This window comes from Bradyrhizobium sp. HKCCYLRH3073 (assembly GCF_051167995.1).
GTDB lineage: Bacteria > Pseudomonadota > Alphaproteobacteria > Rhizobiales > Xanthobacteraceae > Bradyrhizobium.
Window position 1 is genome coordinate 1 of record NZ_JBNPUD010000005.1, and the last position, 26650, is coordinate 26650.

Sequence of the window (26650 nt, forward strand, 5' to 3'; positions counted from 1 at the left end):
GCGCCAATGGTACTATGGCTCAAGCCCTGGGAGAGTAGGTCGCTGCCAGGCCTGCAAAGGACATCCCCTCTTCACACCCCAAAACAACAACGCCGCGCTGAAACCTCAGCGCGGCGTTGTCGTTTGTCTCGGTGTCGTTTGTCTCGGTGCGGTCGTTCGCGCGGCGACATGCTGTCTGGGTCGAAGCTCGAGCCCCGCCGAGATCTCGAGGCCAGCGTCCGCCGGCGATGACTCGCGGCGCAGCCGAGGGCAGGCTAGCGATGCCAGGATGACCATGCTGCATCGGTTCGCCTGCGCGGCCAACGCGATTGAAATGATCGAGAGGCGCGGATGGAAACGACCTCGGCGGCGCAGCCGCATCGCCTGAGCGCAATTGCCAGCTTTCATGCCCACATCTATTTCGATGATGCCACTCGAACCGAAGCCGCACGGCTACGGCAGTGGATGGCCGACCGCTTCCTCGTGACGCTCGGGCGTTGGCATGACGCGCTGGTCGGGCCTCACGAGCGGCCGATGTATCAAGTCGCCTTCGCGGTCGACGTGTTTCCAGTGCTGGTGCCATGGCTGATGCTCAATCATGGTCGCCTCAGCGTGCTCGTGCATCCGAACACGACCGAGCCGTTGGCCGATCACACCGCGCATGCGTTGTGGATCGGATCGCCGCTCGGCATCCGCAGTGAGAATCTTCCTTCGCACGGCGAGGCAGAGCTGGCGCGTGAGCCGAACACCACGCCGACGATCGCCGCCTGAGCTCGCGTGCCCACGGGTGACCGCTCCGTCTCGTCACGCTCGGAGCCTGGGCGGACTTGCCGGACTACAGCGTGCGCGCGAGATCGAACGCGCGGAGAATGACCTCGGCGGCATCGATGTCGAAATTGCTCGGGCCGAGCAGGCGCGGCGCCAGCGGGCGGCGGCCGGGCAGGGCATGTCCGCCACCTTCGACGCGATACAGCGACACGCCGCCGATCACCTGGCAATCGCGCCAGCTGAGTTGCGTGACGGAGGTGTCGCTGGCGAGATCCCGATGCGGCAGCGCGACGGCCTGGCGCGCGCCGCAACCGTCGCGCCGTGCAAAGAACTCCGCCGTCCTGTCAGCGCTCCACACCCGGCCGCGCCCGCCGCGCAGCCCGACCTCGCCGCCGCGATAGGGCACCATCGGATCAGCCGTGCCGTTGATCATCACCACCGGCAGCGGCCGCGCGGCGCAGGGCTCGATGCCTTCAGGCATGTTGGCGATCACCGTGCCGATGCCGGCAAACAGCTCCGGCGCCTTGCAGGCCAGGGTGAAGCTCATCATGCCGCCATTCGAAATGCCGGCGAGATAGATGCGCCGGGAATCGGCTGTGCCGTCAGCGACGAGCTGTCGCACCAGGGCACGGATGAAACCGATATCATCGGGACCGCCGGAGCGGCCGTCGCGGCCGTCATTCCATTGCCGGTTGATGCCATCGGGAAAGACCGCGGCGAAGCCATGGGTCGCCGCAGCTTCGGCAAAGCCCGTCGTGCGGGCGGTGCCGGCGCCGCTGCCGAGCGCGCCATGGAGCACGATCACGGTCGGCTGCGGCGTCCTGCCCGCGGTCATCACCAGCGCATGGCGCGGACCGTCGCTTGTGTCGATGGTGATGCCGCGCTCCGCGGCGACGGCCGTGGTCGAGACGAGCAGAACGGCCGCCATAGCGGCCATGGACGATCGGAGATGTGACGTCATGAGCATCCTTCTCGGTTGTCGGATGACTCCCGGCGGTGGCGCTTGTCTCCGGGGGCCGCGGTCAGCACGCGCAGCCGCGTGGCCCAGCTCCGCGCCGCCGCAAGGTCGCGGGCGATCGCAATCCATTCGCCAAATGCGATCCGCAACGGATTGAAGCTCGGTTCAACGCCGACGAGGCCATAGCGCAGCGTCTCGCCGGCCGGGGCCTCGGCGAAACTGCCGAACAGCCGGTCGAAAATGATGAGCACGCCGCCATAGTTGCGATCGAGACAGGACGCGTTGGCCGCGTGGTGGACGCGGTGATGCCGCGGCGTGTTCAGCACAGATTCGAGCGGACCGAGATGCGGCGCGAGCTCGGTATGGATGAAGAACTGGTAGAGCAGATTGACGCCGAGCATGGCGATGATGGCGAGCGGATGGAAGCCGAGCAGCGCCAGCGGCAGATAGAACAGGAAATGACCGGAGATCTCGCTCGTCCAGCCGAGACGAATCGCTGCGGTCAGGTTCAGACGCGTGGAAGAGTGATGCACGGCATGCGTGGCCCACAGCCAGCGAACCCGATGCGAGGCGCGATGGTGCCAGTAATAGACGAACTCGCTGGCGAGAAACAATGCGAGCAGGGCCAGCGGCCGGCTCGGATCGAAATCGAAGATCCTGTGGCGATAGGCGATGATGAAGGGAACGGCCGCGACGAGCGCGACCATTGCGCGGATCAGGTGCTGTCCGACCGCGACGGCGAACGAGGCTGCGGTCTCACGCAGGTCGTGAGTCTCGCGGCCGGCGAGCCGGCTGAGCCCATATTCCAGCGTCATGAAGCCGATCGCCGTCAGCAGCACGATCATGCGCGTCGACGGGGGCAGGGAAGAGAGGATGGGCATGGCGCGTGTCCGGCGTCATCGGATGGAGACGGCGCGCCGGCCCGCTCCGGAACAGCAGGCGGACCGGCGATGTCAATGCTTCCGGAGGGCCGCGGCCAGCGGCGCCGCGGCGTCCGCTCAGCGCGTGACGGTGCGGCTGTAGCTGTAGGAATTGCCGCGCGGTCCCGTGCCCTGGCCCTGCCGGGTGCAGCTGCCGTCGCTGCAGCTCGCGGAGCCGGAGCGCGACCAGCTGCGGCCGGCGGGACCTGTGCCGCCACCCTGCCAGGCGCAGGCGCCGCCGGAGCAGCTGCCGGAGCCGCCAAATGAGGTGGTGCCGCGCGGTCCGGTGACCGAGCCGCTGCGGGTCCAGGCATTCGCGTCGACCGCTGCTGCCGCCGAAAGCACTGCCACGAGCAGAAATGTCGCGATGGATGTCTTCACGTCAGTCTCCCAATTCGTTCGCGCGGGCGATCGCGTCGCCTGCAGAGGGATACTGCGCGTTCGATGTCGCGGCTTGATGCACCGCCGGTGTCGTTTGGTCGCGGTGATTGGCTGGATTGTAACGGCTTGTCACACGACGGCCGTCCGATGCCACGACATCGCGCGGGGCGGACTCCGGTCCGCCGCCCCCGACGCTCCGGCGCCCTTCAGGCCGCTACCGGCCCGCCGTTGCGCTTCACCACCGGGTCTTCGTCGCCGTGTTGACGTTGATCACCGAAGTCGCCGTGTTGGACGTCGTCGTCGCCGTGGTGTTGATCAGGGTCAGAAGCTTGTAGTAGTCGACGACCTTGGCATTGGCGACGTACATCACGTCCTTGCTGCGCATCTGGAAGCCCGAAGCCAGCAGCATGCCGGAGGGATCGCGCAGGTTGATGTGATAGATCGTCGGGATGCGGTCGTAGATGAAGCGGCTGGTATCGACGCCGAGCTTCTGCAGCAGCGGGCGCTCCTCGTAGCGATACAGGAAGACCTCGGCCGGATCAGATTGCTGATCGTTCAGGCCGCCCGCCTTGCCGATCGCCTGCGCCAGCGTGAGGGTCTCGGTATCGAACGAAATCTCGGAATTGAAGCCGAAGACGTTCTGATTGAGGGCACCGAGGGCCGTGAAAGTCGGGGATTCCCGCGTGATGTAGACGACGTCGTTCGGACGGATGAAGATGTTCTCGCGCGGATCCTGCACGACGCGGCTGAGCAGCACGCGCACGCGCTTGCCGTCCCGCTGCAGGGTCACATAGCTTTCGATGGCCTCGTGCTTCGGGCCGCCCGCACGTGCGATCACGGCCAGCAGGCGTTCGCCCACGCTGTTGAGGGCAAGCACGCCCGGCGTATTGACGTCGCCGAGCACGCTGACCACGCTGGAATGCTGCTGGTTCAGGCTGACCACGACCTGCGGCTCGAGCGCGCGCTTCTGCAGCCGGAAGACGATCTCCTGCTCGATCTGCGGCAGCGTCCGGCCGGCGGCGGCGATCTCGCCCGCATAGGGCACGCGGATATTGCCTTGCTGGTCCACCGCCTGCGCCGGCAGATCCACGAAGTTGCCCGGGCGGGCGCCGGCGGCCGTGGGCGGCGTGAACAGTCCGCCGGGCGCCGCTTCGAAGATGGAAACGTTCAGCACGTCACCAACGCCCGCGACCTGCACCGGCTTCGGCCGCTTGTCCGGGAATACGCCCTGGAACGTGATCAGATTGGGCTGCGACAGGAAGCCGATCGTCTCGGAGCTGACGTCGACCAGCGCATAGGGAAGCGCCGTGTTCGACCGCACACTGGCCGTGGCATTGTCGCTCACGGCGTCGCTGGTCGGTCCTGTCCCGGGGAGCAAGGAACAGGCGGGCAGAAGCGCCAAGATCGCCAGGGTGAGGAGCGCGCGCGAGCGGCGGCAAAGGCCATGAAAGCTGCGCGGGTCCACTGTACTGCTGCGCACAGGAGACCCCCCGCCGCCGGTCGGCCCGGGCGGATTGATCAAGGCCTTCAAACGCGTCCCCGAATACAGCAAAAATACATTTCCCCACGCTGCTCCCTCCACCAAGAAGGGAGAACGTCCCACGTGTTTCAACCTACCCGGCGGCCATACTGGACGAAAGCGTACGGCCGTTCGGATTGGTCCGCTTTTGCCCGGCCGTGCCAATTAGGTCACAGTCTGACATCACCATATTACCGCCCCAAGCTGTCGGCGCCGCCGGAGGTCCCACGGTGAAGGGATGATCCATTCGACCTAACAGGGTCCGAACAATTTTAAGCACAAAGCCGTTGCGCAACGGTTAGCCCGAGTCGCTTGCTCGCGCAGGGGGCGACGACATCGCAGCCCGCGCCGCGCGTCGGTGAGCCGAGGCAGCCGGACAGCCGAGGGAGGCGGGACCGGCGCCGCCAAGGCGGCTGTAGCTGGCGAGATTCGAAGGCCGTGCGGGCGTCGGGACTGCAAGCGGGCGGCCGGTTGTCCAAGGCCGCCGATCAAGTCTATGCTGCTGCGCCAGCCCTTGAGGCTCTTTTTGCAACGGAGCACGCAATTGTCGAACGTGATCAGGATCGCCGCAGCCGCTTTCGCGATCGCCTTCACGGGCCTATCCGATCCCGCGTCGGCGCGCGGCCTCTATCCGCTGACGGAGTGCGGGCCGGATCTCAGCAGACTCTGCCGGCTGCACGGGACATTCGAGGCCACTCCGTTTCATTACAATCTTGCGATTCATCCCGGGTGCATTCGGCGTGTCGCCGTCGAGACGCCCCAGGGCGTGCTGTACCGCCGCGCGGTGGTGTGCGGGGCGCCGGAGCGGCCCATGGTGTGGTAACCCGACCCCTTCCTCGTCGTCTCCGAAGGAGCTGGACGCTCCGCTCGGCCGAGTCATGGTCAAGCTTGGCGGCGAGGACTGATGAGGGCCGTGCTCGGCCGGTCCGGCCGCGTTTGGCAACGTCGATCGTCGCTCAGACGATTAAATGGGCAAGTTCCACACCGTATTCTTACGTAATCTAGAATTAAATTAATTGTGTAGAGACGATTCTGCACGGTCGGAGACATAAAAGGGTAGACTGAACAAACTAAAGCTTCAATTGTACCGGACGAAAGGTGCTTAAAAAGGTCTTTCTGGCAACGCGGTAGCATTTTACGGCAAACCGTAGCGAGTGCCAGAAGTATTTAATGTCTTGCTGTCAGATGGTAAATTAACTTGTCGCGAGTGGTTAATTTAATGCCGAAAATCGAATCCGTGCATCATCGCGATGACGGTTCGGCATTCGGGGAAGATGCCCTCAAAACTCGCCAACGAGTGGGGTCCGTCCTTGTGTGACGAGCTTGGTGCCGCGTTGATTGAGGATATTGAGATGGATGGCGCCGGTCGCGCTTTGAATGCCGTCCTGAAATCGCTGAATAAAATACGCCTTGCCAAATTACGTTTCGGCCGGCCAAGGTCGGGCCGTTCGCAGCAATCCGTGCTGCGGTCGCAGATCGAGCTTTGTGATGTCCTGCTCGATGAGATCCAATCCATCAGCACCAGCCTCGGCAAACGCGCGAAGAAGTCCGCGGCACCCAGGCGTCGCCCGATGGCCACGCGGCACGGCCGCGGGACGGCGCACGTGATTCCGCCCCGGCCGGCGGTGCCGGGTCGAACCAGGCAGCAGAAATAATCGCATCGGAATTTGATCGCTGCGGCGGCCGGCCGTCATGGCCGCGCCGCTTGCCGGCGCGAGACGACAGCCGCTCGGCATTGACCCTGATGACGCGTCAGGTCGCCCCGTGCTGCTGTCGGCGGCCGCTCGACGGCCGGACGTCATCTGGACGTCCTTCAGCCGTCGTGTCGGGCAAGGACGGCGCTCCAAGACGGGCCCGAAACCATATCGCGGCGAGCCATGCGATGCGGCCGCTTCACCTGGCGCACAGGCCGCTGATGTCGCCTCCACGGACGATGACTTTGGACAACGGGTTTTCGGGATCGGCCGCCGGGTGTCCGCAGCCGTCCTCAACCTCACGGCCGATCGCAGCGGCAGTTAGTTCCGCTGCCGGTGTGTGCCTGTCTGACGCCGCGCGCCCCGCTGTCGGCGCGACGTGCGCAAGTCTGATCTGCGTGAGCGCACCTGAAGGATCCAATATTTAGGGAAGGCGTTTGATTCGCCGGAACGATGTCGGCTGCTTTGCGGCATATTCACGGTGGCGTGCTCAATTAAACCCGGTGGCGGCATTTTGTGCGCATGCAAAAATATCTCGATCCGGGTCTTCAGGGTGCTCGCTCGAAAAGGTTGTAAGTCCGTCGCGGCAGCTTTGAAAACCATGTCGTGGTGAGAATGTCAGCTATCAAATACGCGCAAGTTCGATCATCGAAACTACGTCACTTTGACGCGGTCTTGCCGTAGTATGCGACGAATCCGTTGCAGATCGTGTTGATTCGGCGGCTTCTTCCGGCGTGCAAACGAATGCTGCCGCAATCTCGAAGGCGGCGCGACATCGTTTCGGAAATGGGGTTGCGGGTTGAGTTTTATTTGAGTTACAACCATATGGCTTGGCCGGGTTGGTATAACTCAAATATTCAGTTTTTCCGACCGCGAGCCACTTGCGGAACGAAATACCGAATTATATGACGTTAATCCGGCAGGATAGAGATCACAGACAAAGGTCGCTGTATGTCCACCAAGAAGATCGATTTCGAGGCGATGTCTTTCGATGACCTCTGGTCTCTCCACGAGCAGATCAGTCAGATCCTCGCCGTGAGGATCACGTCGGAGAAGCGCGAGCTCGAACGTCGTCTGGCGGTTCTCAACCGCAGCCGTGGCGCCATCGAAGGTGCCGGCAGTGAGGGTGGGCAGTCCTACACCACCAGCGGCAAGGCGCGGCGCAAATATCCCCGGGTTCTGCCGAAGTATCGCAACCCGCAGACTTCCGAGACCTGGTCCGGCCGAGGCAAGCAGCCGCGTTGGCTGGTGGCGGCGATCAAGACCGGGCATCGGATCGAGGAGTTTGCGATCAATGGAGCGGCGGGCGGTTCGAAAAGTCGCCGTCAGCGGGCCTAATCGGGGCCGACTGAGTCAAGCCCGTCGATAGCCCGAGCGACGCGCAGCGTCGGTTCTGCACCTGATTCGCTCCCTCAACATCAGCGAACGACATGTGAGCGGTCTGACGCCCCCGCGTCGCGATCCGCAGTCTCGAGCCTGAGATCGGTCCGATCCGCCCGCACGGCTCCGCCGGTAGGCTTGCGATCATCATCCCTTGCGAATATGCGCTAATAGGCATTGTTGCCGCGGATCAGCTCGATCGGCGTCCTCAGCAGGATCGCGACGTCGAGCGACAGGCTCCAATTGTCGATGTACCAGAGATCGAATTCGACGCGCTGTTCGATCGACGCACGCGTGGGCGTCGGGCCGCGGCAGCCATGCACCTGCGCCCAGCCGGTCAGTCCGGGCTTGACGCGGCGACGGAATGCGTAGTTGCGCACGAGCTTGTCGAATTCGTTGTCGTGCGCCAAGGCGTGGGGGCGGGGGCCGACCAGCGACATGCTGCCGTCCAGAACGTTGAACAGCTGCGGCAGCTCATCAATGCTGGTCCGGCGCAGCCAGGTCCCGAGCCGGGTGAACCGGCTGTCGCCGATCTGGGCCTGGACGATGGAGGGCCCGTCCTCGAGCACGGACATCGTGCGAAACTTGTAGATCTGGAACGCCCGGCCGTTGAATCCGCAACGCTGCTGCCGGAACAGCACCGGTCCGGCCGAGTCGAGCTTGATGGCGATCGCCACCAGCAGCAGCAGCGGCGACATCAAGGCCAGCGCGATGCCGGCCAGCATGACATCCATGAGCCGCTTGGTGGCGTGTTCGAGCGGGCTCAGCAGGCCGCGCTGCAGCTCGATGGAGACGGCATTGCCGAGCTCGCGGCACGGCCGCTTGAAGATGTCCGACGCCGCTCCGACCGGCACGAAGCTCACTGGAAACGGCAGGACTCTCAGCTCGGCGCCGAGCGTGCGTAGGTCGGACAAGGGTTCGGGATTGGCGCCGACGACGATCTCTTCGATGTCGGAGCCGCGCACATAGTCGATCACGCTGGACACGATCCGCTGCCGCTGATCCGGATCCGCACCGGGCTCGGGAAGCATGAAGTGCCGCTGGACGCGAAAGCCGGTGTCGGTGAGCACCTGGGTCAGCCCGGCGTTGTCCTTGCTTGCTTCATCGGTGATCAGAACGATGTTTCGGCCCGAGAACCGTCTCTCCGCCAAGCCCTTTGCCAGCAGATATGCGGTGGTGCGGCGATGCAGGATCAGCGCCGCGAGCCCGAACATCGCGAAGACGATGCTCGTGCCGCGCGAGAATTCGCTGCCGATCTTGAGGGCAAACAGGGCGCCGGCCAGCACGAGGAACGCCGTGACCCAGGTCAGGCAGGCCGCGCGGATCTGGCGCGGCAGGATCAGCAGTTCGGCCGGCCGGTACATCCCGCGGATCTTCATCAGCGAGACGAACAGCGCCGACACGAGGATCGCCAGGCCGAGCGATTTGCTGACGTCGTTGGCGCCCGCCGCATCCTGCAGGTGATACAGAAACCCGGACAGGACGCTCGACATGGTGATCGTCGCAATGTCCGCCACGATCGCGAACGGCTCCACCGAGTCGTAGTGGACGGGCCATTTGCGCCCCTGGAACTGCCGTTCCACCAGGACGGCCGGCATGCCGTTTCGATCGAGAGTCTCGGGCTGATCCACGTAATGCATGGGATGTCGGTGTTCGAAACTCGGTTAAATAGCGATTAGCCATTTATTATATGTTTTGGCATTTAATTTAAACAATGAAAAATTGCCATTGGAATTTATTCGCGCGGTCGGATTATCCCCCGATACCTGCGTCGCGGGCAGCGTGACGCCTGACGGTGGCGCTTAGGCGCCGAAAGATACCGCCCGTGCCCGCTACGGAAGCGGCTCCGGAAAATTAAGGTAGTCAAATTAATATTTGAGGCGGCGGATATTTCGATGCTTGCCGCCAAGAATGGCATTTAAAAAGAGATATAATTGGATTATTAATCCGGTGCCGGGCGCCCGTGACGCGGGTGGCGTCCGTAGCCGACCGGATGCGGAGGGAGTTTTTCCCTGCGCGGACGGAAGGGCGACACGAGGGCACGGCGAGCTGTCGTCGAGGCCCGCCGGCGAGGTTGAAGATAGTGCTGCTCATTTTAGAGATTGAGAACCCGAAGGACGTCGCGCCATGAAGGTCGTATTGTTCTGTGGAGGACTCGGGACGCGGATCCGGGAATATTCCGAGAGCATTCCGAAGCCGATGATTCCGATCGGCCACCAGCCGATCCTCTGGCACGTCATGCAGTATTACAGCCAGTACGGGCACCGGGATTTCGTTCTGTGCCTGGGCTACAAGGCTAATGTGGTGAAGGACTATTTCCTGAACTACAATCAGGCGGCGACCACCGACTGCACGATCTCGCAGTTCGGCAAGAAGGTCGAGCTATTGGGCGACCGCCCGCCGGACTGGCGGGTGTCGCTGGTCGACACCGGCATCTGGCGCAACATCGGCCAGCGACTGCGGGCCGTCCGGCACCTGGTCGAGGGCGAGGAGATCTTTCTCGCCAACTACAGCGACGGCCTGACGGACGCGCCGCTGCCGGAGATGATCGATCGCTTCAAGCGCAGCGGCAAGATCGGCTGCTTCATCGCCATCCATCCGCCGATCAGCTTTCACCTCGCCGAATTCGACGCCGACGGCACCGTGGGCCGCATGGCCGCGAGCAACGATTCCGATATCTGGATCAACGGCGGCTACTTCATCTTCCGCAAGGAGATATTCGACTACATCGAGGAAGGGGACGAGCTCGTCGTGCAGCCGTTCAAGCGGCTGATCGACCGCGGCGAGCTGATGGCCTACCGCTACGAAGGGTTCTGGCGGGCCATGGACACGCTCCGCGACCGCCAGGTGCTCGAGGAGATGATCGAGCGCGGCGACACGCCCTGGCATCTCGGCTCCAGTCTTCCGGCGGTGGTGAACGGATGAGAGCGTTGCAGCTCGCCGGTCGCGGCGACCGGCTGTCGGTCCTGTGTCTCGGCGCGCATTCCGACGACATCGAGATCGGGGCCGGAGGCACGCTGCTGTCATGGCTCGACCAGGGCATCCGCCTGGATGTTCATTGGTGCGTGCTCAGCGGCAATGGCGAGCGCGGCGTCGAGGCGCGGGCGTCGGCCGATGATTTCCTCGCCGAGGTCGCCAGCCGCAATCTCGAGATCATGCAGTTCCGCGACGGCTTCTTCCCCGAGCAGGGCGAGGAGATCAAGGCCTGGTTCGAGCAGCTCAAGGGCCGGATCAACCCGGACGTCATTCTCGCGCACCGCCGCGACGACGCCCATCAGGACCATCGGCAGGTCAACCGCCTGGTCTGGAACACATTCCGCGATCATCTCGTCCTGGAATACGAGATTCCGAAATGGGACGGCGATCTCGGACGGCCCAACGTCTACATGCCCCTCTCCGAGCGGATCATGAAGCGGAAGGTCGCGCTGCTGATGACGCATTTCGGCAGCCAGCGCTCCAAGCAATGGTTCGATCCGGAAACGTTCATGGGCCTGGCGCGGCTGCGGGGCATGGAGTGCCGCGCCCCCGAGCGCTACGCCGAGGGCTTCGTCGCGCGCAAGCTGTCATTGGGGTGAACGGCGGCCGAAGCCACCTCGCCGCGAGGCCCTCGCGCACGATCTATTCATCTCCAACGGGCGAGACGAAGAGCGGCGCTTGGCCGTTCTGCCTGGCTGCGGCCTGCCGTCAGCCGGCCGCCCGCCGCGGAAGTTCGACGATCTCCTCTGCCGGCGGACGCTCGATCGCGGTGGCCGGCACCTTCTCCAGCCAGACCTCGCGCCACCATGCATAGATGCCGCGCGGGCAGAACAACCGGTTCTCGCTGTAGCGCGACTGGCAATAGACGCCGTCGAGGATGACGGCCGGTGTCTTCATCCGCCGGATGTAGCCGGTGCGCTCGTCGATGAACTTTTCGACCCGCGTCCGTACCCGGAACACCTTTCCGCAATAGGGCACCATCTCGGCGTCGAAGCCCATGCCGCGGTTGTTGGTCTGCTTGTCGATGGTGGCCAGGATCTCCTGGTGCGGGCGCACGCGGACGAGATCGCCGGGCTGCAGCCCGAGATCGGCGATCGGCGCGTCCTTGTCGGTCAGGAGGACGCCGCGCTTGCGCGGGAACGGTACGCCGCCCCACAGCGACTGGATGCGGTCGTAGATCCAGCGCGCGGGCCGGCCGAGCCGCGGACGGCGGGCCATGGTGGCGCCGACATAGGCGAAGTAGAGGAGGCCCTTGAACATCTTCGCGAGCGAGACATTGCCGGACGCGATGTCCTCGGCGTACTGCCGGGCGTCCCACCATTTGAGCGGCTGGGTGTAGGTCGGGAGCTCGGTCGCCTGGCAGGCATAGCGGGGGCCTTTTCCCGGCTGCTGGTCCGGCGACTTGGTCGCATCCCACACCGCGCGCACCGTGCATCCGCCGGGCGGTTGAAGCGCAGCGGCGCGGTCCGGGATGGCCGCGGCGGACTTGGCCGGATCGACCGGGGTCAGCCACGCCTCTTTCCAGAAGATCAGGCAGGCCGCCTGGCAGCCGCCATAGGCCTCGCCGTCGCAGCGATGCTCGAGATGCACGGCGTTGGGGAGGCGCCGTCCGAGCCACTCGCCGGTGTTGTATCCGGTGACCGTGTCGCAGGTCTTGTGGGCGCGCTTGTAGACTTGGAAGCGCTGGCCGCACCATTTGAACATCTGCGGCATGAACGGCAACCCTTCGAGGCGCCCGTTGGCATCGAGCGTCGCCAGGATCTCTTCCTTGCTGCGCACTTCGACCCAGTCGCCGGCGGATAGTGTCATGCTCTGTCTTTCAATGCTTCAATCAATGCGTCATCAGGCCGGGGCGTTCCCGCACGCGGGACGTCCTCATTTCCATGGATCGAATTAAAGCTGCCGAGATTTGCGGTCAACATTTGTTCCTATTGTGGCATTATTTAATTTGGTGGAATAAATTAAATGGGAGAGGTTGCCTGATGCCGCATCGATCGGCGCCGTCCGGATGGGGCACGGTAACAGGCGGATCGAGATGGCGTAGAAGGGATTTTTACCGAGTTTTGCGTATCCCGCCGGAGAAGGCGGGCGGCACCGCCGCTGCCGACGGATTCACTGGACGCCGGCTGGAATATTAAATTATAATCGATTGCAGGTGATTTAAATTTTGTTTTGGTCGGTATCGTAGAGGGTGAGATTTTGAAGGTCCTGATCACCGGAAACATGGGCTATGTGGGTCCGGTCGTCGCGCGGCATCTGCGGGCGCAGCGCCCGGATGCGACGCTGCACGGCTTCGACAACGCCTATTTCGCGCACTGCCTGACCGGAGCGCCTGTCGTTCCCGAGCGATATCTCGACGAGCAGATCCATGGCGACGTCCGCGACATGTCGCTCGACCTCCGCGGCTATGATGCCGTGGTTCAGCTGGCGGCGATCTCCAACGATCCGATGGGCAATCGCTTCCAGGACGTGACGCTCGACATCAACCAGAACACCACCGTGTCGCTCGCCAGGAAGGCTGCGGCGGCCGGCGTGAAGAACTTCGTGTTCGCGTCGAGCTGCAGCGTCTACGGCATCGCCGACGGACCGCCGCGCAAGGAGGGCGATCCGCTCAATCCCATCACGGCCTACGCCAAGTCGAAGATCGGATCGGAGCAGGAGCTCGCCGCGATCGACACCGGCATGACCATCACCTGTCTGCGCTTTGCGACCGCCTGCGGCATGTCGGATCGGCTGCGGCTCGACCTCGTCCTCAACGATTTCGTGGCCTGCGCGCTCACCCGCCGCCAGATCAGCGTGCTCTCCGACGGCACGCCGTGGCGCCCCCTGATCGACGTGGCCGACATGGCGCGGGCGATCGACTGGGCGATCGACCGGCCGGCGGCGACGGGCGGCCGCTTCCTCACCATCAATGCCGGCTCGGACGACCGCAACTACCAGGTCAAGGATCTCGCCAACGCGGTGGCCGCGCGCGTGCCGGGGACCAGCGTGTCGATCAACACCTCCGCGCCGGTGGACAGCCGCTCCTACAAGGTCGATTTCGGCCTGTACCGCTCGCTGGCCCCCGATCATCAGCCGCAGGTCACCCTGGACCAGTCGATCCAGAACCTTGTCGATGGTCTCAAGAGGATGCAGTTCAAGGATGCCGAGTTTCGCTCGTCCGATCTGATCCGTCTCAAGGTCCTGCAGGACCACATGGAGACGGCCCGGATCAACGACAGGCTGCAATGGACGTGATCGCGCCGGCCGCGCCGGGCAGATGCTCGCCTCAGCCGGCAAGGACAGTGACGGAGACACCATGGAACTGACCCTTCCCACCGCCGTCGGCGTCGCGCCCAAGTGCCGGCACTGCGGCGACGACCTGACCCTCAAGCTGATCGATCTCGGCGCCTCGCCGGTCGCGAACGACTACATCGATCCGGCCAACTACATGCGGGCGGAGCCGTTCTATCCGCTGGAGACCTTCGTCTGCCGCGAGTGCCGTCTGGCGCAGACGCGCGACCTCCTGGCCGCGTCCGAGATCTTCCGCGCCGACTATGCCTATTTCTCCTCGCACTCGACCTCATGGCTCGAGCACGCGCGCCGCTATGTCGAAGCCATGGCCGATCGCTTCAAGCTCGGCCCGGCCTCGCGGCATGTCGAGATCGCGTCGAATGACGGCTATCTGCTGCAATACTCGCTCCAGAAGGGCATCAACTGTCTCGGCGTCGAACCCTGCGAAAGCGTTGCGCTGGCCGCGCGCGCCAAGGGCATCGAGACCCGGGTCGAATTCTTCGGCCGCGACTATGCCACCCGTCTCCGGGAGGAGGGCTGGTCGGCCGATCTCCTCACGGCCAACAACGTGCTCGCGCACGTTCCCGACATCAACGACTTCGTCGGCGGCGTCAAAATCCTGCTGGCGCCGGAGGGCGTCGCGACCTTCGAGGTCCAGCACCTGCTGACCTTGATGCAGCGGCATCAGTTCGACACCATCTATCACGAGCATTTCTCGTATCTGTCGCTGATCGCGGGCCTGCGCATCTTCGCCCAAGCGGGCCTGCGGGTGTTCGACGTCGAGCTTCCGGAGACGCATGGCGGCTCGATCAGGTTCTTCGTCTGCCACGCGGAGGCCGCTCATGCGGAGAGCCCGAACGTTGCCGATGTCCTGGCGCGGGAGCGGGCCTATGGGCTGCATGACGATGCCATCTACATGGCCTGGAACGAGCAGGTCAAAGAGACCAAGCGTGCGCTGCTCGAATTGCTGACGGCGCTCAAGCGCGACAACAAGAAGATCGTCGGCTACGGTGCCCCGGCGAAGGGTGTGACGCTGCTGAATTATTGCGGCATCCGCACCGATTTTCTCGACTTCACGGTCGATCGCGCCCCGTCCAAGCAGGGCCGCTACATGCCGGGTGTGCGCATACCGATCCTGCCGCCGGAAGCGATCTTCGAAGCCAGGCCAGATTACGTCCTGATCCTGCCGTGGAACATCAAGAGCGAGATCGAGGCACAGATGGCGGCGATCCGCGACTGGGGCGGCCGCTTCATCGTGCCGGTCCCCAAGGCGACGATCGAGGAGTAGAGCAGGGCATTGCCGCACCATATGCGCGAAGAGTGTTGAGCCATGAGGTTTGTCCCGCTTGGACGGTCGGATGCGCGGCTGATCGAGCTGACCGTTCGCTCCGACGAGCGCGGCAGCTTCACGCGGACCTGGTGCGCGAAGACTTTTGCCGAGCAGGGCATCGCGTTCGTCCCGATGCAGGGCAACAGCTCGGTGACGCGTCTCCGCGGCAGCGTCCGCGGCATGCATTTCCAGCGTGCGCCGAAGCCTGACGCCAAGATCGTCCGCTGCAGCGCCGGGCTGATCCATGACGTCATCGTCGACATCAGGCCGAACTCGCCGACGCGCGGCGAGGTCTATGCCTGCGAGCTCGGCCCCTCGACGGCGCGGATGCTCTACGTTCCCGCCGGTTTTGCCCATGGATTCCAGACGCTGACCGACGACGTCACGGTCGAGTATCTGATGGGCGAAGACTATGTCGAGCAGCTCTCGGACGGCTTCCGGCACGACGATCCGATGATCGGCATCCGATGGCCGCAGCCGGTGACGGTGTTGTCAGCCAAGGATGCCGCTTGGCCCTCGCTTGCCGAACGGGGTCTTTGGTGAAGCAGCATGACGACAGCGCGGTATCCTGGGGGAGGGATCTGGCGGCCACGGAGCGGCCCGATCGTCTCGAACGTTCTGACGATTTGTCGAGGAGGATCACGGAATGACGAACATTTTCGTTGATGCCACGATGCCCGATGACGAGCGGCGCCAGAAACTGTATCAGGGCGCGCTGTTCCTGCATTCGCCGACGCCCTCGCTCAATGCGCTGGTCGCGTTCGCCAGGGAGCTGATCGAGGAGGCGTTTCATCCCTATGATCCCCGAACGGCGCAATTCGAGCTCCCGGTCGAGCGCTACGTCGAGATCCTCGCCAGGCTGAAGCCGTTCTTCATCCATCACGCCCGGTCGAAGGAGCTGGTGCAGGGCACGCTCCGCGAGTTCGGCTGCGATCCCGAGTTGACCTATTTCGACGTGCCGCGGCTGCGGTCGGCAACCAGCAACGACTATCTCACCACCGGGATCGCGTTCGCATTCCACCCTCATCGCGACACCTGGTACTCGGCGCCGCCGTGCCAGCTCAATTGGTGGCTGCCGGTGTATGACATCGCGCCGGACAACGGCCTTGCATTTCATCCGCGCTATTTCGATGAAGCGATCAAGAACGGCTCCAGGACCTATAACTACTACGAGTGGAACAGGACCTCGCGTGCGTCGGCGGCGCAGCACATCAAGACGGATACACGGGTGCAGCCGAAGCCGGAGCAGGAGATTGCACTGGATCCGCAGATCCGGGTGATCGCGCCGAGCGGCGGCGTCACGATCTTCTCCGGAGCGCATCTGCATTCGTCCGTCCCGAACACCTCGGGCGTGACGCGCTTCAGCATCGATTTCCGTACCGTGCATTTTGCCGATGTCAGCAGCCGGCGCGGCGCCGTCAACATCGACTCGGAATCGACCGGCACGAACCTGCGCGACTTCCTGCGGGTGGCCGATCTCGCGCGGCTGCCCGAGGAGATCGTCACGCCATACGATCAGGTGGAAGCTCCGGCGGAGCATCTGGTCTACCAGCCGACGATCGTGCCGCTGCCGGCCGGCGATCTCGCGGCCGATGCCGCGCAGGCGTCGGCCTGACCGATGAAGTAGGGCTGACGCGTCATGCTGGACATCCTCAAATCCCCGGCTGGTCCGAGAACGCCGGCGATCGATCTCCACGATCTGGTCGCCGAACTGTTTCCGATCAACCGCAGCCTCACCGGGGCGGGTGTCCGTCAGACGCTCGGCATCGTCGCGCGGAATGTCGGGCTTGCGATTCACGAGGTGCCGTCCGGCACGCCGGTCCTGGACTGGCACGTGCCGGCGGAGTGGAACATTCGTCGCGCGACGATCTCGACCCTGTCGGGCCGCGTTCTCGTCGACTTCGCCGACAACAATCTGCACGTGATGGGCTACAGCAAGCCGGTCCAGGCGGTGCTCAGCCGCGCCGAGCTTGCCAAGCACGTCCATACCTTGCCGGATCAGCCTGATCTCATTCCCTACCGGACCGGCTACTATGCCGACGATTGGGGCTTCTGCCTGCAAGATCGTCTGTGGCGGGGGATGACGGACGACAGCTACCGCGTCGAGATCGACAGCGAGCTCTCGCAGGGGGCGTTGACCTACGGCGAATTCTTCGTCCCCGGGCAGACGGACAAGGAAGTCCTGATCACCTGCCATATCTGTCACCCGAGTCTCGCCAACGACAATCTCTCAGGGATTGCCGTCATGACGGCGCTGGCGATGCGGCAGGCGCAGCAGCCGCGCCGACTCGGATACCGATTTCTGTTCCTGCCGGCGACCATCGGCGCGCTCGCGTGGCTCGACCGCAACGAGCGGAATCTCGGACGTGTCGAACACGGCCTCGTCCTCACCTGTCTCGGCGATTCCAGTGGATTTCACTACAAGCAGAGCCGGAGCGGGGCGAGCATCGATCGCGCCGTCGCGCATGTCCTGAAGCACTCAGGCCATCCTCATGAGATTCTGCCATTCAGCCCCTATGGATATGACGAGCGGCAGTTCTGCTCGCCGGGATTCGATCTGCCGGTCGGGTGCCTGATGCGCGGCGTGCACGGCACGTTTCCCGAATATCACACCTCGGCGGACAATCTGGATTTCGTCAAGCCGGACTGTCTCGAGCAGTCCTACGCGGTCATCGAGGAGGTGCTGGATCTGCTCGATCGCGACCGCATCTATGAGCGCGTCGATGGGCGAGGGGAGCCGCAACTGGGACGGCGCGGCCTGTATCGCGCGATTGCCGGCCAGCGCGAGGCGGGCGGGGCGACGCAGATGGACCTGCTATGGGTCCTCAACCTCGCGGATGGCAGGCACAGCCTGCTCGACATGGCAATCCGGGCCGACGTTCCGTTCGCGCGCATCGAGGCCGCTGCGCGGATCGCGCTGGACGCCGATCTCATCAGAACACCGGTTTCATCATCGTGACGTCGCCGCCTTCGTACAGCACCGTGCAAGTGGTCCAACAACACCAGAGTGAGGCGTCATGAGTTCGCAGCCGGGCAAGCCCCGTATCGCCGTCTTCTCACTCCGAAACATCTTCGGCAAAGCCCTCAACCGCGGTCCCCATGTCGAGTTCGAGGACATCATCTGCGAGGTCGATTCCGCCGAGCTGTTCGCGCCCGAACTCGACCCGTCGAGCCGACGGGCGAGCTTCGCGACCCGGCTGGGCTACCACGCGCCCGTGCTGCTGAATCCCGGGCTCACGCGGATCAAGCCGCAGCAGCAATACGACGTTCTGTTCGCGATCTGCGGGTTCCCGCAGGACCTGATCATGTTCGACGCGATCGAGGATCTGAGAGGTGCGTGCGGGACCTCGGTGTGTCTGCTGGACGAGCTCTGGATCAAGGAGATCGCCAAGCACCGGCATTTCCTGAAGATCCTCGCCAAGTTCGATGTCGTGATGCCGTTCCAGATCGGCACGGTGAAGCCGCTCGGCGAGGAGATCGGCAAGGCTTGCGTGCATCTTCCGCTCGCCATCGACGCGATCCGCTTTTGTCCCTATCCCGATCCGCCCGAGAGGGTCATCGACGTCTTCAGCATGGGGCGTCGCTCCCGTGTCACCCACCAGTCGCTGCTCGCGATGGCGCAGCAGAGCGGCCTGTTCTATCTCCACGACACGATCGGCGGCAGCCAGGCCATCGACCTCCGGGAGCACCGGACGCAGATGGCAAACCTCGCCAAGAGAAGCAGGTATTTTCTGGTCAATCCCGGCAAGTTCGACGAGCCGCAGGAGACCGGGCGGCAAGTCGAGTTCGGCTACCGGTATTTCGAGGGCGCGGCGGCGGGCGCCATCATGCTCGGCGAGCGTCCCGACAATGACCTGTTTCCGCGGCTGTTCGATTGGCCCGAGGTGATGATCGACGTGCCGCACACATCGCCCGACATCGACCGGGTCATCAGGGAGCTGGACGGCGATCCGGTCCGCCAGGACCGGATGCGGCGAACCGGCATGGCCCAGACCTTGATGCGGCACGACTGGGTGTATCGGTGGGAGACGATCCTGGAGGCCACGGGTCTGCAGCCGATGCCGGGCCTCGCTGCCCGCAAGGATCGGCTGAAGAGGCTGGCGGAGATGGCGGCTGGCTCGGGGATGGCTCGCGAGCAGGAATTAAATCGCAAGCCGGTATTGTTGGCGCAGTGACGTTTCAATCCTTTTCTCCGCCACAAAGTGGCGTCATCGCTCCAGCGGCCTCCGCGAGCTATTTTATACCGGCTGCATTTTCGACGATCGGATTTTCATTGCCCTGGACGGATCTGTTTGGCCGTGACTGGGAATCGAAAGGTTGGTTACGATGATTGAAAGCGATTGAACGGAGATGTCGGAAGCCGTCGCCGCTTACTTCGAGGAACATCGGGAATCGAGCGATCTCGGACGCCGTGCGTTGCGCGGCGGCCTGATTTCCATCGTCATCCAGTACGGCAATGCCGTGCTCCAGATCGGAGCGGCCATCGTCCTGGCCCGGCTGCTCGCGCCGGAGGATTTCGGGCTCGTCGCCATCGTCACCGTGCTGACGAGCTTCGCGCCGCTGCTGATCGACTTCGGCCTGCTCGATGCCACCGCTCAGCGCAGCAGGATCACGCCGGCCCAGGTCAGCGGCCTGTTCTGGGTCAGCACCGGCATCGGCGTTGCGGTGGCGATCGTCGTCGCGGCATCCAGCCCGCTGATTGCCTGGGTCTACGGTGATCCGCGACTGGAGCCGATCGCGCTTTGCGTCGCGATCACCTTCGTGCTGTCCGGGCTGACCAACCAGCATATGGCGCTGCTCCGGCGCACGCTGCAGTTCGGTCGCATCGGCCGGATCCAGTTGTTCGGCACGCTGGCAGGGACGGTTGCCGCCGTCGCCATGGCGTTCGAGGGCTACGGCTATTGGGCGCTGGTCATTCGTCCCGTCGTGACATCGATTTGCGTCGTGGTCGCCGCGTGGTCGGCCTGTCGCTGGAGGCCCGGCGTCCCCGTTTTCGATGCTGAGGTGAGGTCGATGGTCCGGTTCGGGCTGCACGTGGTCGGCTTCACCGTGGCCTATACCTTGTCGCGGGCGGTGGACCGGATCGCGCTCGGGCTGCTCTACCGGCCCGATCAGGTCGGCTACTACCAGAATGCGATGAACCTGTACGACAACTCGATCTATGCGGCGCTCAATCAGACGCATGCGGTGGGAAGCTCGGCGCTGAGCAAGCTGCAGGCGAATCCGGCTGCGCTTCGGCAGAAGTACGAGGTGGCACTCTCGATGCTGGCGTTCTTCCTGATGCCGGCGGCGGCGATCCTCTCCGTCACCGCGGAGGACCTCACCGTCGTGCTGTTGGGGCAGAAGTGGCAGGCTGCGGGAGGGCTGCTCAGCATCATTGCGCTGCGCGGCATTTCGCACGTCGTCGAGGGCTCGCAGGGCTGGCTGCATCTGTCGCTCGGGAGGGCGGACCGCTGGCAGACCTGGGGCATCATCTCTCTCTTTGCGCAGGTCGTTGCGGTGCTGGCCGGGCTGCCCTTTGGGCCGGTCGGCGTCGCCTGGGGCGTCGTGGCCGGATACTCGCTGATCGCGTTGCCGTCGGTGATGTATGCCGGACGTCCGATCGGGATCGGTGCGGAACTGGTGATCCGGGCCGTCGGTCCGCAGACCGTCGGCGCCGTTGCGACTGCGGCTGCGGGCTGGTGGATGCAAGCGACGCTTCTCGGAGCCTATCCCGCGATAGTGCGCATGGTTCTGTCCGGCTGCTTCTGCGGCTGTCTCTATCTCGCGATCGTGGTCGGAATGTTCCGGGTCCGCGAGCCGCTCAGGATCGCAGGTACGATCATCCATGATTTCGCCGGCAGGCGCTGAGATGGAACGAAGGGGGCCTCGGACAGCACCGCACGTCGCGATTAACTATCGCAATCGTTAAATGCCACATATAAAATATACCGTGATTTAAATGCTTTAAATGGTCATGGCCCGCGACAACCACCAAGGCTTGGATGTGATGGAGGTCGAGCCTGCGCCGCCGGCGCAGCGCGATCCCGAATGGTCGGTGGCCGGTTTCGCCGACCGACGGCGGCTCAGCATCCTCTGCGTCTCGCATATGCCGGCGAGCCCGCCGCGGTTCGGGGCACAGGCGCGCATGCACGGGCTGATGACCCAGCTCGCGCGCCGCCACGACCTCACGGCGGTGATGCTGGTCGATGACGCCTTCGACATCGACGAGTGCCGGCTGGCCATGCAGTCCTATTGCCGCGACGTGGTGCTGGTGCCGAACCCTTACGGCCGCGACGGTCTCGCGAAGCGGCTGCTGCAGCTGCGCTCGCTGGTCTCGGTGCGGAGCTTCGACCGGTTGCGCGTGGCCCTGCCGGAATTGCAGCGGGTGCTGGATCGGGTGCTGCGGTCCACGCGGTTCGACATCGTCAATCTCGAATTTCCCTATCTCGGTCACTGCCTGTTCCGTCAGGCGCCGGCAGGCGCAACGCCGCCGCGGCTGATCGTGGACTCGCATGAGATCGCCTACGATCTGGCGCGGCAGTTCGCGGCCACGGGGGCGAGCCTGGGCCGCCGGCTCTATGCCGGCGCGAACTGGCGCAAGCTGCGCCGCGAGGAGATCGCAGCCTATCGCCAAGCTGACGGCGTCTATCTCTGCAGCACGGACGATGAGAAGCGTCTGCATGACGACATTCCGAACGCCCGCACGGCGGTCATCCCCAATGCCGCCGATGTCGACTTCTATCAGCCGCGCGGTACCGATCCCGCGCCCGACGGCCGTACGCTGGTCTATTTCGGCCTGCTGTCGACGGTGCCCAACATCGATGCGGTCACGCATTTCGTGCAGGACATCTGGCCCCGCATCGCCGCGCGGCACCCGGATGCGCGCTGCAAGATCATCGGCGGCCGGCCGCCGCAGGCGTTGACGGCACTGGCCGGGCCGCGGATCGAGCTGACCGGTTTCGTGCCGGACCTGCGGCCGCACCTCGCCGCCGCGGCGGCGGTGATCGTCCCGCTCCGTCTCGGTGGCGGCACGCGGCTCAAGATCGTCGAGGCCATGGCGATGGGCAAGGCGATCGTCTCGACCAGCCTGGGTGCCGAGGGCATCGAGGCCATGCCCGGGCGTGACATCCTCATCGCAGACGAGCCGGATGCCTTTGCAGATGCGGTCAGCGGGCTGCTCGCCGAGCCCGATCTCGCGGCGCGGATCGGCGGCTCGGCGCGGCAGGTCGCGGTCGAGAAGTATGCCTGGAGCGCGGCGGCGCAGGCGCTCGAAGACTTTTATTGCGAGATACTGGAGGCAAGTTCGTGATGAAGGCCGTGCTCATCGGGGCAGGGCAGATCGCCCGCCAGCATCTTGCCTGCCTCAACACCTTGCCGGGCGTTCAACTGGCCGGCATCTGCGACCTGTCGCCGGCGACCGCGGAGGCCGCGGCCGAGCGCTACGCGATCCCGTCCTGGTTCACCGATCATCGCGCGATGCTGCAGACCGTGCGGCCCGATGTGGTGCATGTGACGACGCCGCCGACCTCGCATTTCCGGCTCGCGATGGACGCGCTGGAGGCCGGCGCGCATGTGATCGTCGAGAAGCCCGCGACCTCGACCTTCGACGAGCTGCAGACGCTGACGTTGCGCGCCAAGCAGACCGGCCGCCACGTCGTCGAGGACTACAACTACGTCTTCAACCGGGCGCCGCAGGACATCCTGCGCCGGATCGAGACCGGCGAGTTCGGCGCCGTGACCCATGTCGACGTGCTGATCTGCCTCGACATCCTCGGCCCCGACGGCTTTGCCGATCCGAACTCGCCGCATCCGGCGCTCAAATTGGCGGGTGGCGCGATCGCCGACTTCCTGCCGCATCTCGCCTCGCTGTCACATGCGTTCGTCGGCCCGCACCGCAAGGCGGAGACGGTCTGGAGCAAGCGCAAGCCGTCACCGCTGCCGTACGACGAGTTTCGCTGTGTGGTCGAGGCCGAGCGCGGCACGGCGACGCTCGGCTTCAGCGCCAGCGCTCAGCCCGACGCGTTCTGGCTGCGGGTCTATGGCGAGCGGATGCAGGCGACCGCCAATCTGTTCGAAACGCGGTTGACCTTCGATGGCCCGCGCAACGTGCCGAAGCCGCTGCGCCCGTTCTTCAGCGGATTGGAGGAGGGCCGCGACATCCGCCGCGCGGCGCTCTCGACCCTGCTGCGCAAGTTCAAGGGCCCGGGCGCCTATGAGGGGCTGTGGGAGTGTCTGGCGCGCACCTATCAGGCGCTCGGCGCGGGAACGGCCCTGCCGATCACGATCGAGGACGTCCTCGCGGTCAATCGGATGGTCGAGGCAATGAAGCCGACCGAGCAGGCGGACATGAGGGAGCTGGCGATATGAGAGCCCTGGTCACGGGCGCCAACGGTTTTCTCGGCCGGCATGTCGTCGATGCGCTGCTCGCCCGCGGTATCGAGGTTCGTGCCATGGTCCGCCCGGCGACGCGCGTCGATGCGCTCGGCTGGCCGTCGTCGGTCGACGTCGTCAGGGCCGACCTGCGCACCTCGCGCGACCTTGTCGGCGCGTTCGAGAATGTGGACGTGCTGATCCATCTGGCGGCCGTGGTCTCCGGCGGCGAGGACGCGCAATTCGCCGGCACCGTGGGCGGAACCGAGCGGCTGCTCGAGGCGATGGCGGGCAGTGCCTGCCGCCGGCTCGTGCTGTGCAGCAGCTTCTCGGTCTACGACTACACGGCGACGCGCGATGTCCTCGACGAACGCGCGCCGCTGCAGCAGACACCTGACGTCTACACCCGTGGCGGATACACCGTCGCCAAATGGTGGCAGGAGCGGGTGACGCGCCGCTACGTCGAGACGCATGGCTGGGACCTCACCGTGCTGCGTCCTGGTTTCATCTGGGGTCGCGGCCACGGCTATCTCGCCGCGCTCGGCCAGCAGATCGGACGCCACCACGTCGTGATCGGGCCGCTGACCCGCATCCCGATGACCCATGTCGAGAACTGCGCCGACGTCTTCGCGCTGGCGGCCAGGGATCCGCGGGCGATCGGCCAGACCCTGAACGTCGTCGATGGTCCCGGCGAGCGGGTCTGGAGCTATCTGTCGGACTACATGCGCGGCACCGGCGAGCGCGGACTGCGGTTGCCCATTCCTCATTGGCTGGCCAGCGCCGTCGTGCGGCTGGCGTTTGCGACCGCGTTCAGGCGGGCCACGAAAGTGCCGGCGATCCTGACGCCCAAGAAATTCGATGCGATGCTCAAGCCGCTGCGCTTCGACAATCGCAAGCTGAGGGAGACGCTCGGCTGGACGCCGCCGCTCGACTACGAACAATGCCTGGCGCGGACCTACGGTCCGCTGCCGGCTTCGGCGCCAGCGCCCGCGTCCTGGTCGTCCGGAACGGCTGCTTCCATTTGAGCGCCGAAGATGGTCCCGCGGTGCCCGTGCTCTGTTAGTCCGCGATCTCGCGGGCGAGGCGTTTCCCTGCCGTCCGTCATTTCGACGTCGCGCGTCCCAAACGGATTGTTCTGATGTGTGGCATCGCTGGGATCATCGGACGGGTGGACGACGACAACCGCGCCGCGCTGCAGCGGATGAACGACGCCATGCTCCATCGCGGTCCGGATGCCGGCGGAATTTGGACCTCGCCCGCGGACGAGCGTGGCTGGGGCGCGCTGCTGGCGCACCGCCGGCTCGCGATCCTCGATTTGTCGCCGGCCGGTGTGCAGCCCATGATCGACCCGGTCAGCGGGCACGTCATCGTCTTCAACGGCGAGATCTACAATTTCGCCGACCTGCGGCAGCGTCTGGTCGCCGACGGCCAGCATTTCAGCTCCACGGGCGATACCGCGGTGATGCTGCGCGCGCTCGGCCTTCACGGGCCGGAGGCGGTGGCGTGGCTGCGCGGCATGTTCGCGTTCGCCTGCTGGGATCCGAAGCAGCGCCGGCTGCTGCTGGCGCGCGATCCGCTCGGCATCAAGCCGCTGTACGTCGCCCGCGCCTCGAACCCAGACGCGGGGTGGTCGGTCGCCTTCGCATCCGAGCTGCGTGCTCTCCTGGCGTCGGGCCTTCTGGGCAGCGCCCAGCTCGATCCGCAGGCCGTCGCCAGCGGCGTCTGGAACGGTTTCGTGGTCGGCCCCGGTACCGCGGTGAAGGGCGTCGAGCTGCTGCCTCCCGGCCATCTCACCGCATTCGACGGCGTCGGCAACACCGTCCGCGATGAGGATTTCTGGTCGATCCCGGAGCGGGCTCCGGATCCGACGATGGATGAGGACCAGCTTGCCGAGATCCTCGAGGAGGGGCTGAGGCTGCACCTCGCCAGCGACGTGCCGCTCGCAGTGTTTCTCTCGGGCGGCATCGATTCCTCGGTCATGGCCAATCTGGCGCAGCGTGCGGCCAGGAGCCCGATCCACACCTTCACGCTGGCGTTCGAGGAGCAGGAGCTGAACGAGGGGCCGATCGCGCGACAGATCGCCGCCGCCATCGGCACCGAGCATCATGAGGTGGTGCTGACGGAGCAGCACTTCGTCGACAACCTCGATGCCGCGCTCGACAGCCTCGACCAGCCGACCTTCGACGGCTTGAACTCCTACTTCATGTCGCACGCCATCCGCGGCGCAGGCTTCACGGTGGCGCTGTCGGGGACCGGCGGCGACGAGCTGTTCGGCGGCTACACGTCATTTCGCGACCTGCCCATCCTGCAGCGATGGTCGGAGCGCACCGCCTGGGTGCCGGCCGGCGTCAAAGCCGCTGCGGCGAAGCTGGCCGCGCAGATGCTGTCGCCGTCGCGCGGGACGGTGGCGCCGCAGACGCGCTGGGCCAAGCTGCCGGAGATGGTCCGGTGCGGCGACGATCTCCTGGCGCTGTACCAAATGGCCTATGCGCTGTTCCTCCCCGGCTTTCAGCGCGAGCTGCTCGCGCCTGATCTCGTCGACACGCTGAACGATGGGCTGCCCGCCGCGATGAGAGCGAAGATCACCGCGGAGACCCGCGCGCGCACCCCGCTGTCGGCGATCAGCGTCATGGAGCAGCGCCTGTTTCTCGGCGAGCGCCTGTTGCGCGACAATGACGTGGCGAGCATGGCGGCCTCGCTGGAGCAGCGGGTGCCGCTGGTCGATCAGGTGCTGTTCGAAAGCGTCGACCGGCTGCCCGATGCGACGCGCTACGCGCCGCTGCGAAGCAAGGCGATGCTCAGGCGGATCGGCCTGCGTGGCCTCGATCCGTCGTTGTTCGACCGGCCGAAGAGCGGCTTCGTGTTGCCGCTCGATCGCTGGATACGGCGCGGCCTGCAGGATGCGATGGACCGGACCCTGCGCGACCCGCAGGCGATTGCGCCGGTGGGGCTTGAGCCTGCGGCCGTGGAGCGCCTCTGGCGCGCCTTCCTCGATGGCGCGCCGGGGATCTATTGGTCGCGCGTCTGGTCGATCTACGTGTTCGTGCGTTGGTGCCACCGTCATCGCGTCTTCCGCTGAGGCGCGATCGACATCAGGTGAGCTGGCTGCATCGAAGCGCG

General features: G+C 65.0%; 23 protein-coding genes. 17 read left to right on the plus strand and 6 right to left on the minus strand.

Annotated elements, in window-relative coordinates; all coding sequences use genetic code 11:
• Positions 1-330: 330 nt before the first annotated feature.
• Positions 331-750, plus strand: coding sequence for a DOPA 4,5-dioxygenase family protein (locus ACQR1X_RS13975; protein ID WP_315802897.1), 420 nt, complete (start codon positions 331-333; stop codon positions 748-750).
• Between the two features lie 64 nt (positions 751-814).
• Here ACQR1X_RS13975 and ACQR1X_RS13980 read toward each other — a convergent pair whose 3' ends face one another.
• The 4 genes from ACQR1X_RS13980 to ACQR1X_RS13995 all read right to left on the minus strand — a co-directional run bounded on the left by ACQR1X_RS13980 (position 815) and on the right by ACQR1X_RS13995 (position 4351).
• On the minus strand, positions 815-1684 hold the full coding sequence (locus ACQR1X_RS13980) for an alpha/beta hydrolase family esterase (protein WP_434899036.1): 870 nt from the start codon (positions 1682-1684) through the stop codon (positions 815-817).
• 20 nt (positions 1685-1704) lie between these two features.
• Positions 1705-2586 (minus strand): sterol desaturase family protein, encoded by an 882-nt coding sequence (locus ACQR1X_RS13985; RefSeq protein WP_316180480.1) that lies wholly within the window; start codon positions 2584-2586, stop codon positions 1705-1707.
• Between the two features lie 117 nt (positions 2587-2703).
• Positions 2704-3006, minus strand: coding sequence for a hypothetical protein (locus ACQR1X_RS13990; RefSeq protein WP_315717381.1), 303 nt, complete (start codon positions 3004-3006; stop codon positions 2704-2706).
• A 235-nt stretch (positions 3007-3241) separates the two neighbouring features.
• Positions 3242-4351, minus strand: coding sequence for a polysaccharide biosynthesis/export family protein (locus tag ACQR1X_RS13995; RefSeq protein WP_315802900.1), 1110 nt, complete (start codon positions 4349-4351; stop codon positions 3242-3244).
• 670 nt (positions 4352-5021) lie between these two features.
• Here ACQR1X_RS13995 and ACQR1X_RS14000 point away from each other — a divergent pair.
• The 3 genes from ACQR1X_RS14000 (at position 5022) to ACQR1X_RS14010 (ending at position 7557) form a co-directional block, all read left to right on the plus strand.
• Positions 5022-5348: a hypothetical protein gene (locus ACQR1X_RS14000; protein ID WP_316180484.1), complete on the plus strand. Its 327-nt coding sequence runs from the start codon at positions 5022-5024 to the stop codon at positions 5346-5348.
• A gap of 427 nt (positions 5349-5775) precedes the next feature.
• Positions 5776-6180 carry a hypothetical protein gene (locus ACQR1X_RS14005; protein ID WP_434899037.1) on the plus strand — a complete coding sequence of 135 codons (405 nt, stop codon included), beginning with the start codon at positions 5776-5778 and terminating at the stop codon, positions 6178-6180.
• Between the two features lie 990 nt (positions 6181-7170).
• Positions 7171-7557: an H-NS histone family protein gene (locus ACQR1X_RS14010; RefSeq protein ID WP_315802902.1), complete on the plus strand. Its 387-nt coding sequence runs from the start codon at positions 7171-7173 to the stop codon at positions 7555-7557.
• A gap of 209 nt (positions 7558-7766) precedes the next feature.
• On the opposite strand, the gene ACQR1X_RS14015 is transcribed toward ACQR1X_RS14010, so the two are convergent.
• Positions 7767-9239 (minus strand): undecaprenyl-phosphate glucose phosphotransferase, encoded by a 1473-nt coding sequence (locus ACQR1X_RS14015; RefSeq protein WP_316216134.1) that lies wholly within the window; start codon positions 9237-9239, stop codon positions 7767-7769.
• A 487-nt stretch (positions 9240-9726) separates the two neighbouring features.
• Here ACQR1X_RS14015 and ACQR1X_RS14020 point away from each other — a divergent pair, with 487 nt between their 5' ends.
• Together ACQR1X_RS14020 and ACQR1X_RS14025 are read left to right on the plus strand one after the other, a co-directional pair.
• Complete coding sequence (locus ACQR1X_RS14020) at positions 9727-10524, plus strand: glucose-1-phosphate cytidylyltransferase (RefSeq protein ID WP_315802904.1); 798 nt, start codon at positions 9727-9729, stop codon at positions 10522-10524.
• Positions 10521-11174 (plus strand): PIG-L deacetylase family protein, encoded by a 654-nt coding sequence (locus tag ACQR1X_RS14025; RefSeq protein WP_434846682.1) that lies wholly within the window; start codon positions 10521-10523, stop codon positions 11172-11174. The genes ACQR1X_RS14020 and ACQR1X_RS14025 overlap by 4 nt, the downstream gene beginning before the upstream one ends.
• 109 nt (positions 11175-11283) lie before the next feature.
• Here ACQR1X_RS14025 and ACQR1X_RS14030 read toward each other — a convergent pair whose 3' ends face one another.
• Positions 11284-12384 (minus strand): hypothetical protein, encoded by a 1101-nt coding sequence (locus ACQR1X_RS14030; protein ID WP_434899038.1) that lies wholly within the window; start codon positions 12382-12384, stop codon positions 11284-11286.
• Between the two features lie 390 nt (positions 12385-12774).
• On the opposite strand from ACQR1X_RS14030, the gene ACQR1X_RS14035 reads away from it, so the two are divergent.
• The 11 genes from ACQR1X_RS14035 to asnB all read left to right on the plus strand — a co-directional run bounded on the left by ACQR1X_RS14035 (position 12775) and on the right by asnB (position 26609).
• Entirely contained in the window at positions 12775-13812 is a 1038-nt protein-coding gene (locus ACQR1X_RS14035) for an NAD-dependent epimerase/dehydratase family protein (RefSeq protein WP_315802907.1), read from the plus strand.
• A 61-nt stretch (positions 13813-13873) separates the two neighbouring features.
• A complete protein-coding gene (locus ACQR1X_RS14040; RefSeq protein WP_434899039.1) occupies positions 13874-15136 on the plus strand; it encodes a methyltransferase domain-containing protein in 1263 nt (420 codons plus the stop codon).
• 42 nt (positions 15137-15178) lie between these two features.
• Positions 15179-15721, plus strand: coding sequence for a dTDP-4-dehydrorhamnose 3,5-epimerase family protein (locus ACQR1X_RS14045; RefSeq protein ID WP_316180494.1), 543 nt, complete (start codon positions 15179-15181; stop codon positions 15719-15721).
• A 103-nt stretch (positions 15722-15824) separates the two neighbouring features.
• Positions 15825-16793 (plus strand): phytanoyl-CoA dioxygenase family protein, encoded by a 969-nt coding sequence (locus tag ACQR1X_RS14050; protein WP_316180496.1) that lies wholly within the window; start codon positions 15825-15827, stop codon positions 16791-16793.
• Positions 16794-16817: 24 nt separating this feature from the next.
• Positions 16818-18137, plus strand: a complete 1320-nt coding sequence (locus ACQR1X_RS14055; protein WP_434838904.1) for a DUF4910 domain-containing protein — start codon at positions 16818-16820, stop codon at positions 18135-18137.
• A 58-nt stretch (positions 18138-18195) separates the two neighbouring features.
• The gene (locus tag ACQR1X_RS14060) at positions 18196-19353 is read left to right on the plus strand and encodes a glycosyltransferase (RefSeq protein ID WP_315802912.1); all 1158 of its coding nucleotides are present in this window, start codon (positions 18196-18198) and stop codon (positions 19351-19353) included.
• A 175-nt stretch (positions 19354-19528) separates the two neighbouring features.
• Complete coding sequence (locus tag ACQR1X_RS14065; RefSeq protein WP_434899040.1) at positions 19529-21028, plus strand: lipopolysaccharide biosynthesis protein; 1500 nt, start codon at positions 19529-19531, stop codon at positions 21026-21028.
• 139 nt (positions 21029-21167) lie between these two features.
• A complete protein-coding gene (locus tag ACQR1X_RS14070; RefSeq protein ID WP_316216141.1) occupies positions 21168-22469 on the plus strand; it encodes a glycosyltransferase family 4 protein in 1302 nt (433 codons plus the stop codon).
• Positions 22469-23527, plus strand: coding sequence for a Gfo/Idh/MocA family protein (locus ACQR1X_RS14075; protein WP_434838908.1), 1059 nt, complete (start codon positions 22469-22471; stop codon positions 23525-23527). Before ACQR1X_RS14070 ends, ACQR1X_RS14075 begins: the two co-directional genes overlap by 1 nt.
• Positions 23524-24555, plus strand: coding sequence for an NAD-dependent epimerase/dehydratase family protein (locus ACQR1X_RS14080; RefSeq protein ID WP_434899041.1), 1032 nt, complete (start codon positions 23524-23526; stop codon positions 24553-24555). The genes ACQR1X_RS14075 and ACQR1X_RS14080 overlap by 4 nt, the downstream gene beginning before the upstream one ends.
• A 113-nt stretch (positions 24556-24668) precedes the next feature.
• On the plus strand, positions 24669-26609 hold the full coding sequence (gene asnB, locus ACQR1X_RS14085) for an asparagine synthase (glutamine-hydrolyzing) (RefSeq protein ID WP_434881112.1): 1941 nt from the start codon (positions 24669-24671) through the stop codon (positions 26607-26609).
• Positions 26610-26650 lie beyond the last annotated feature (41 nt).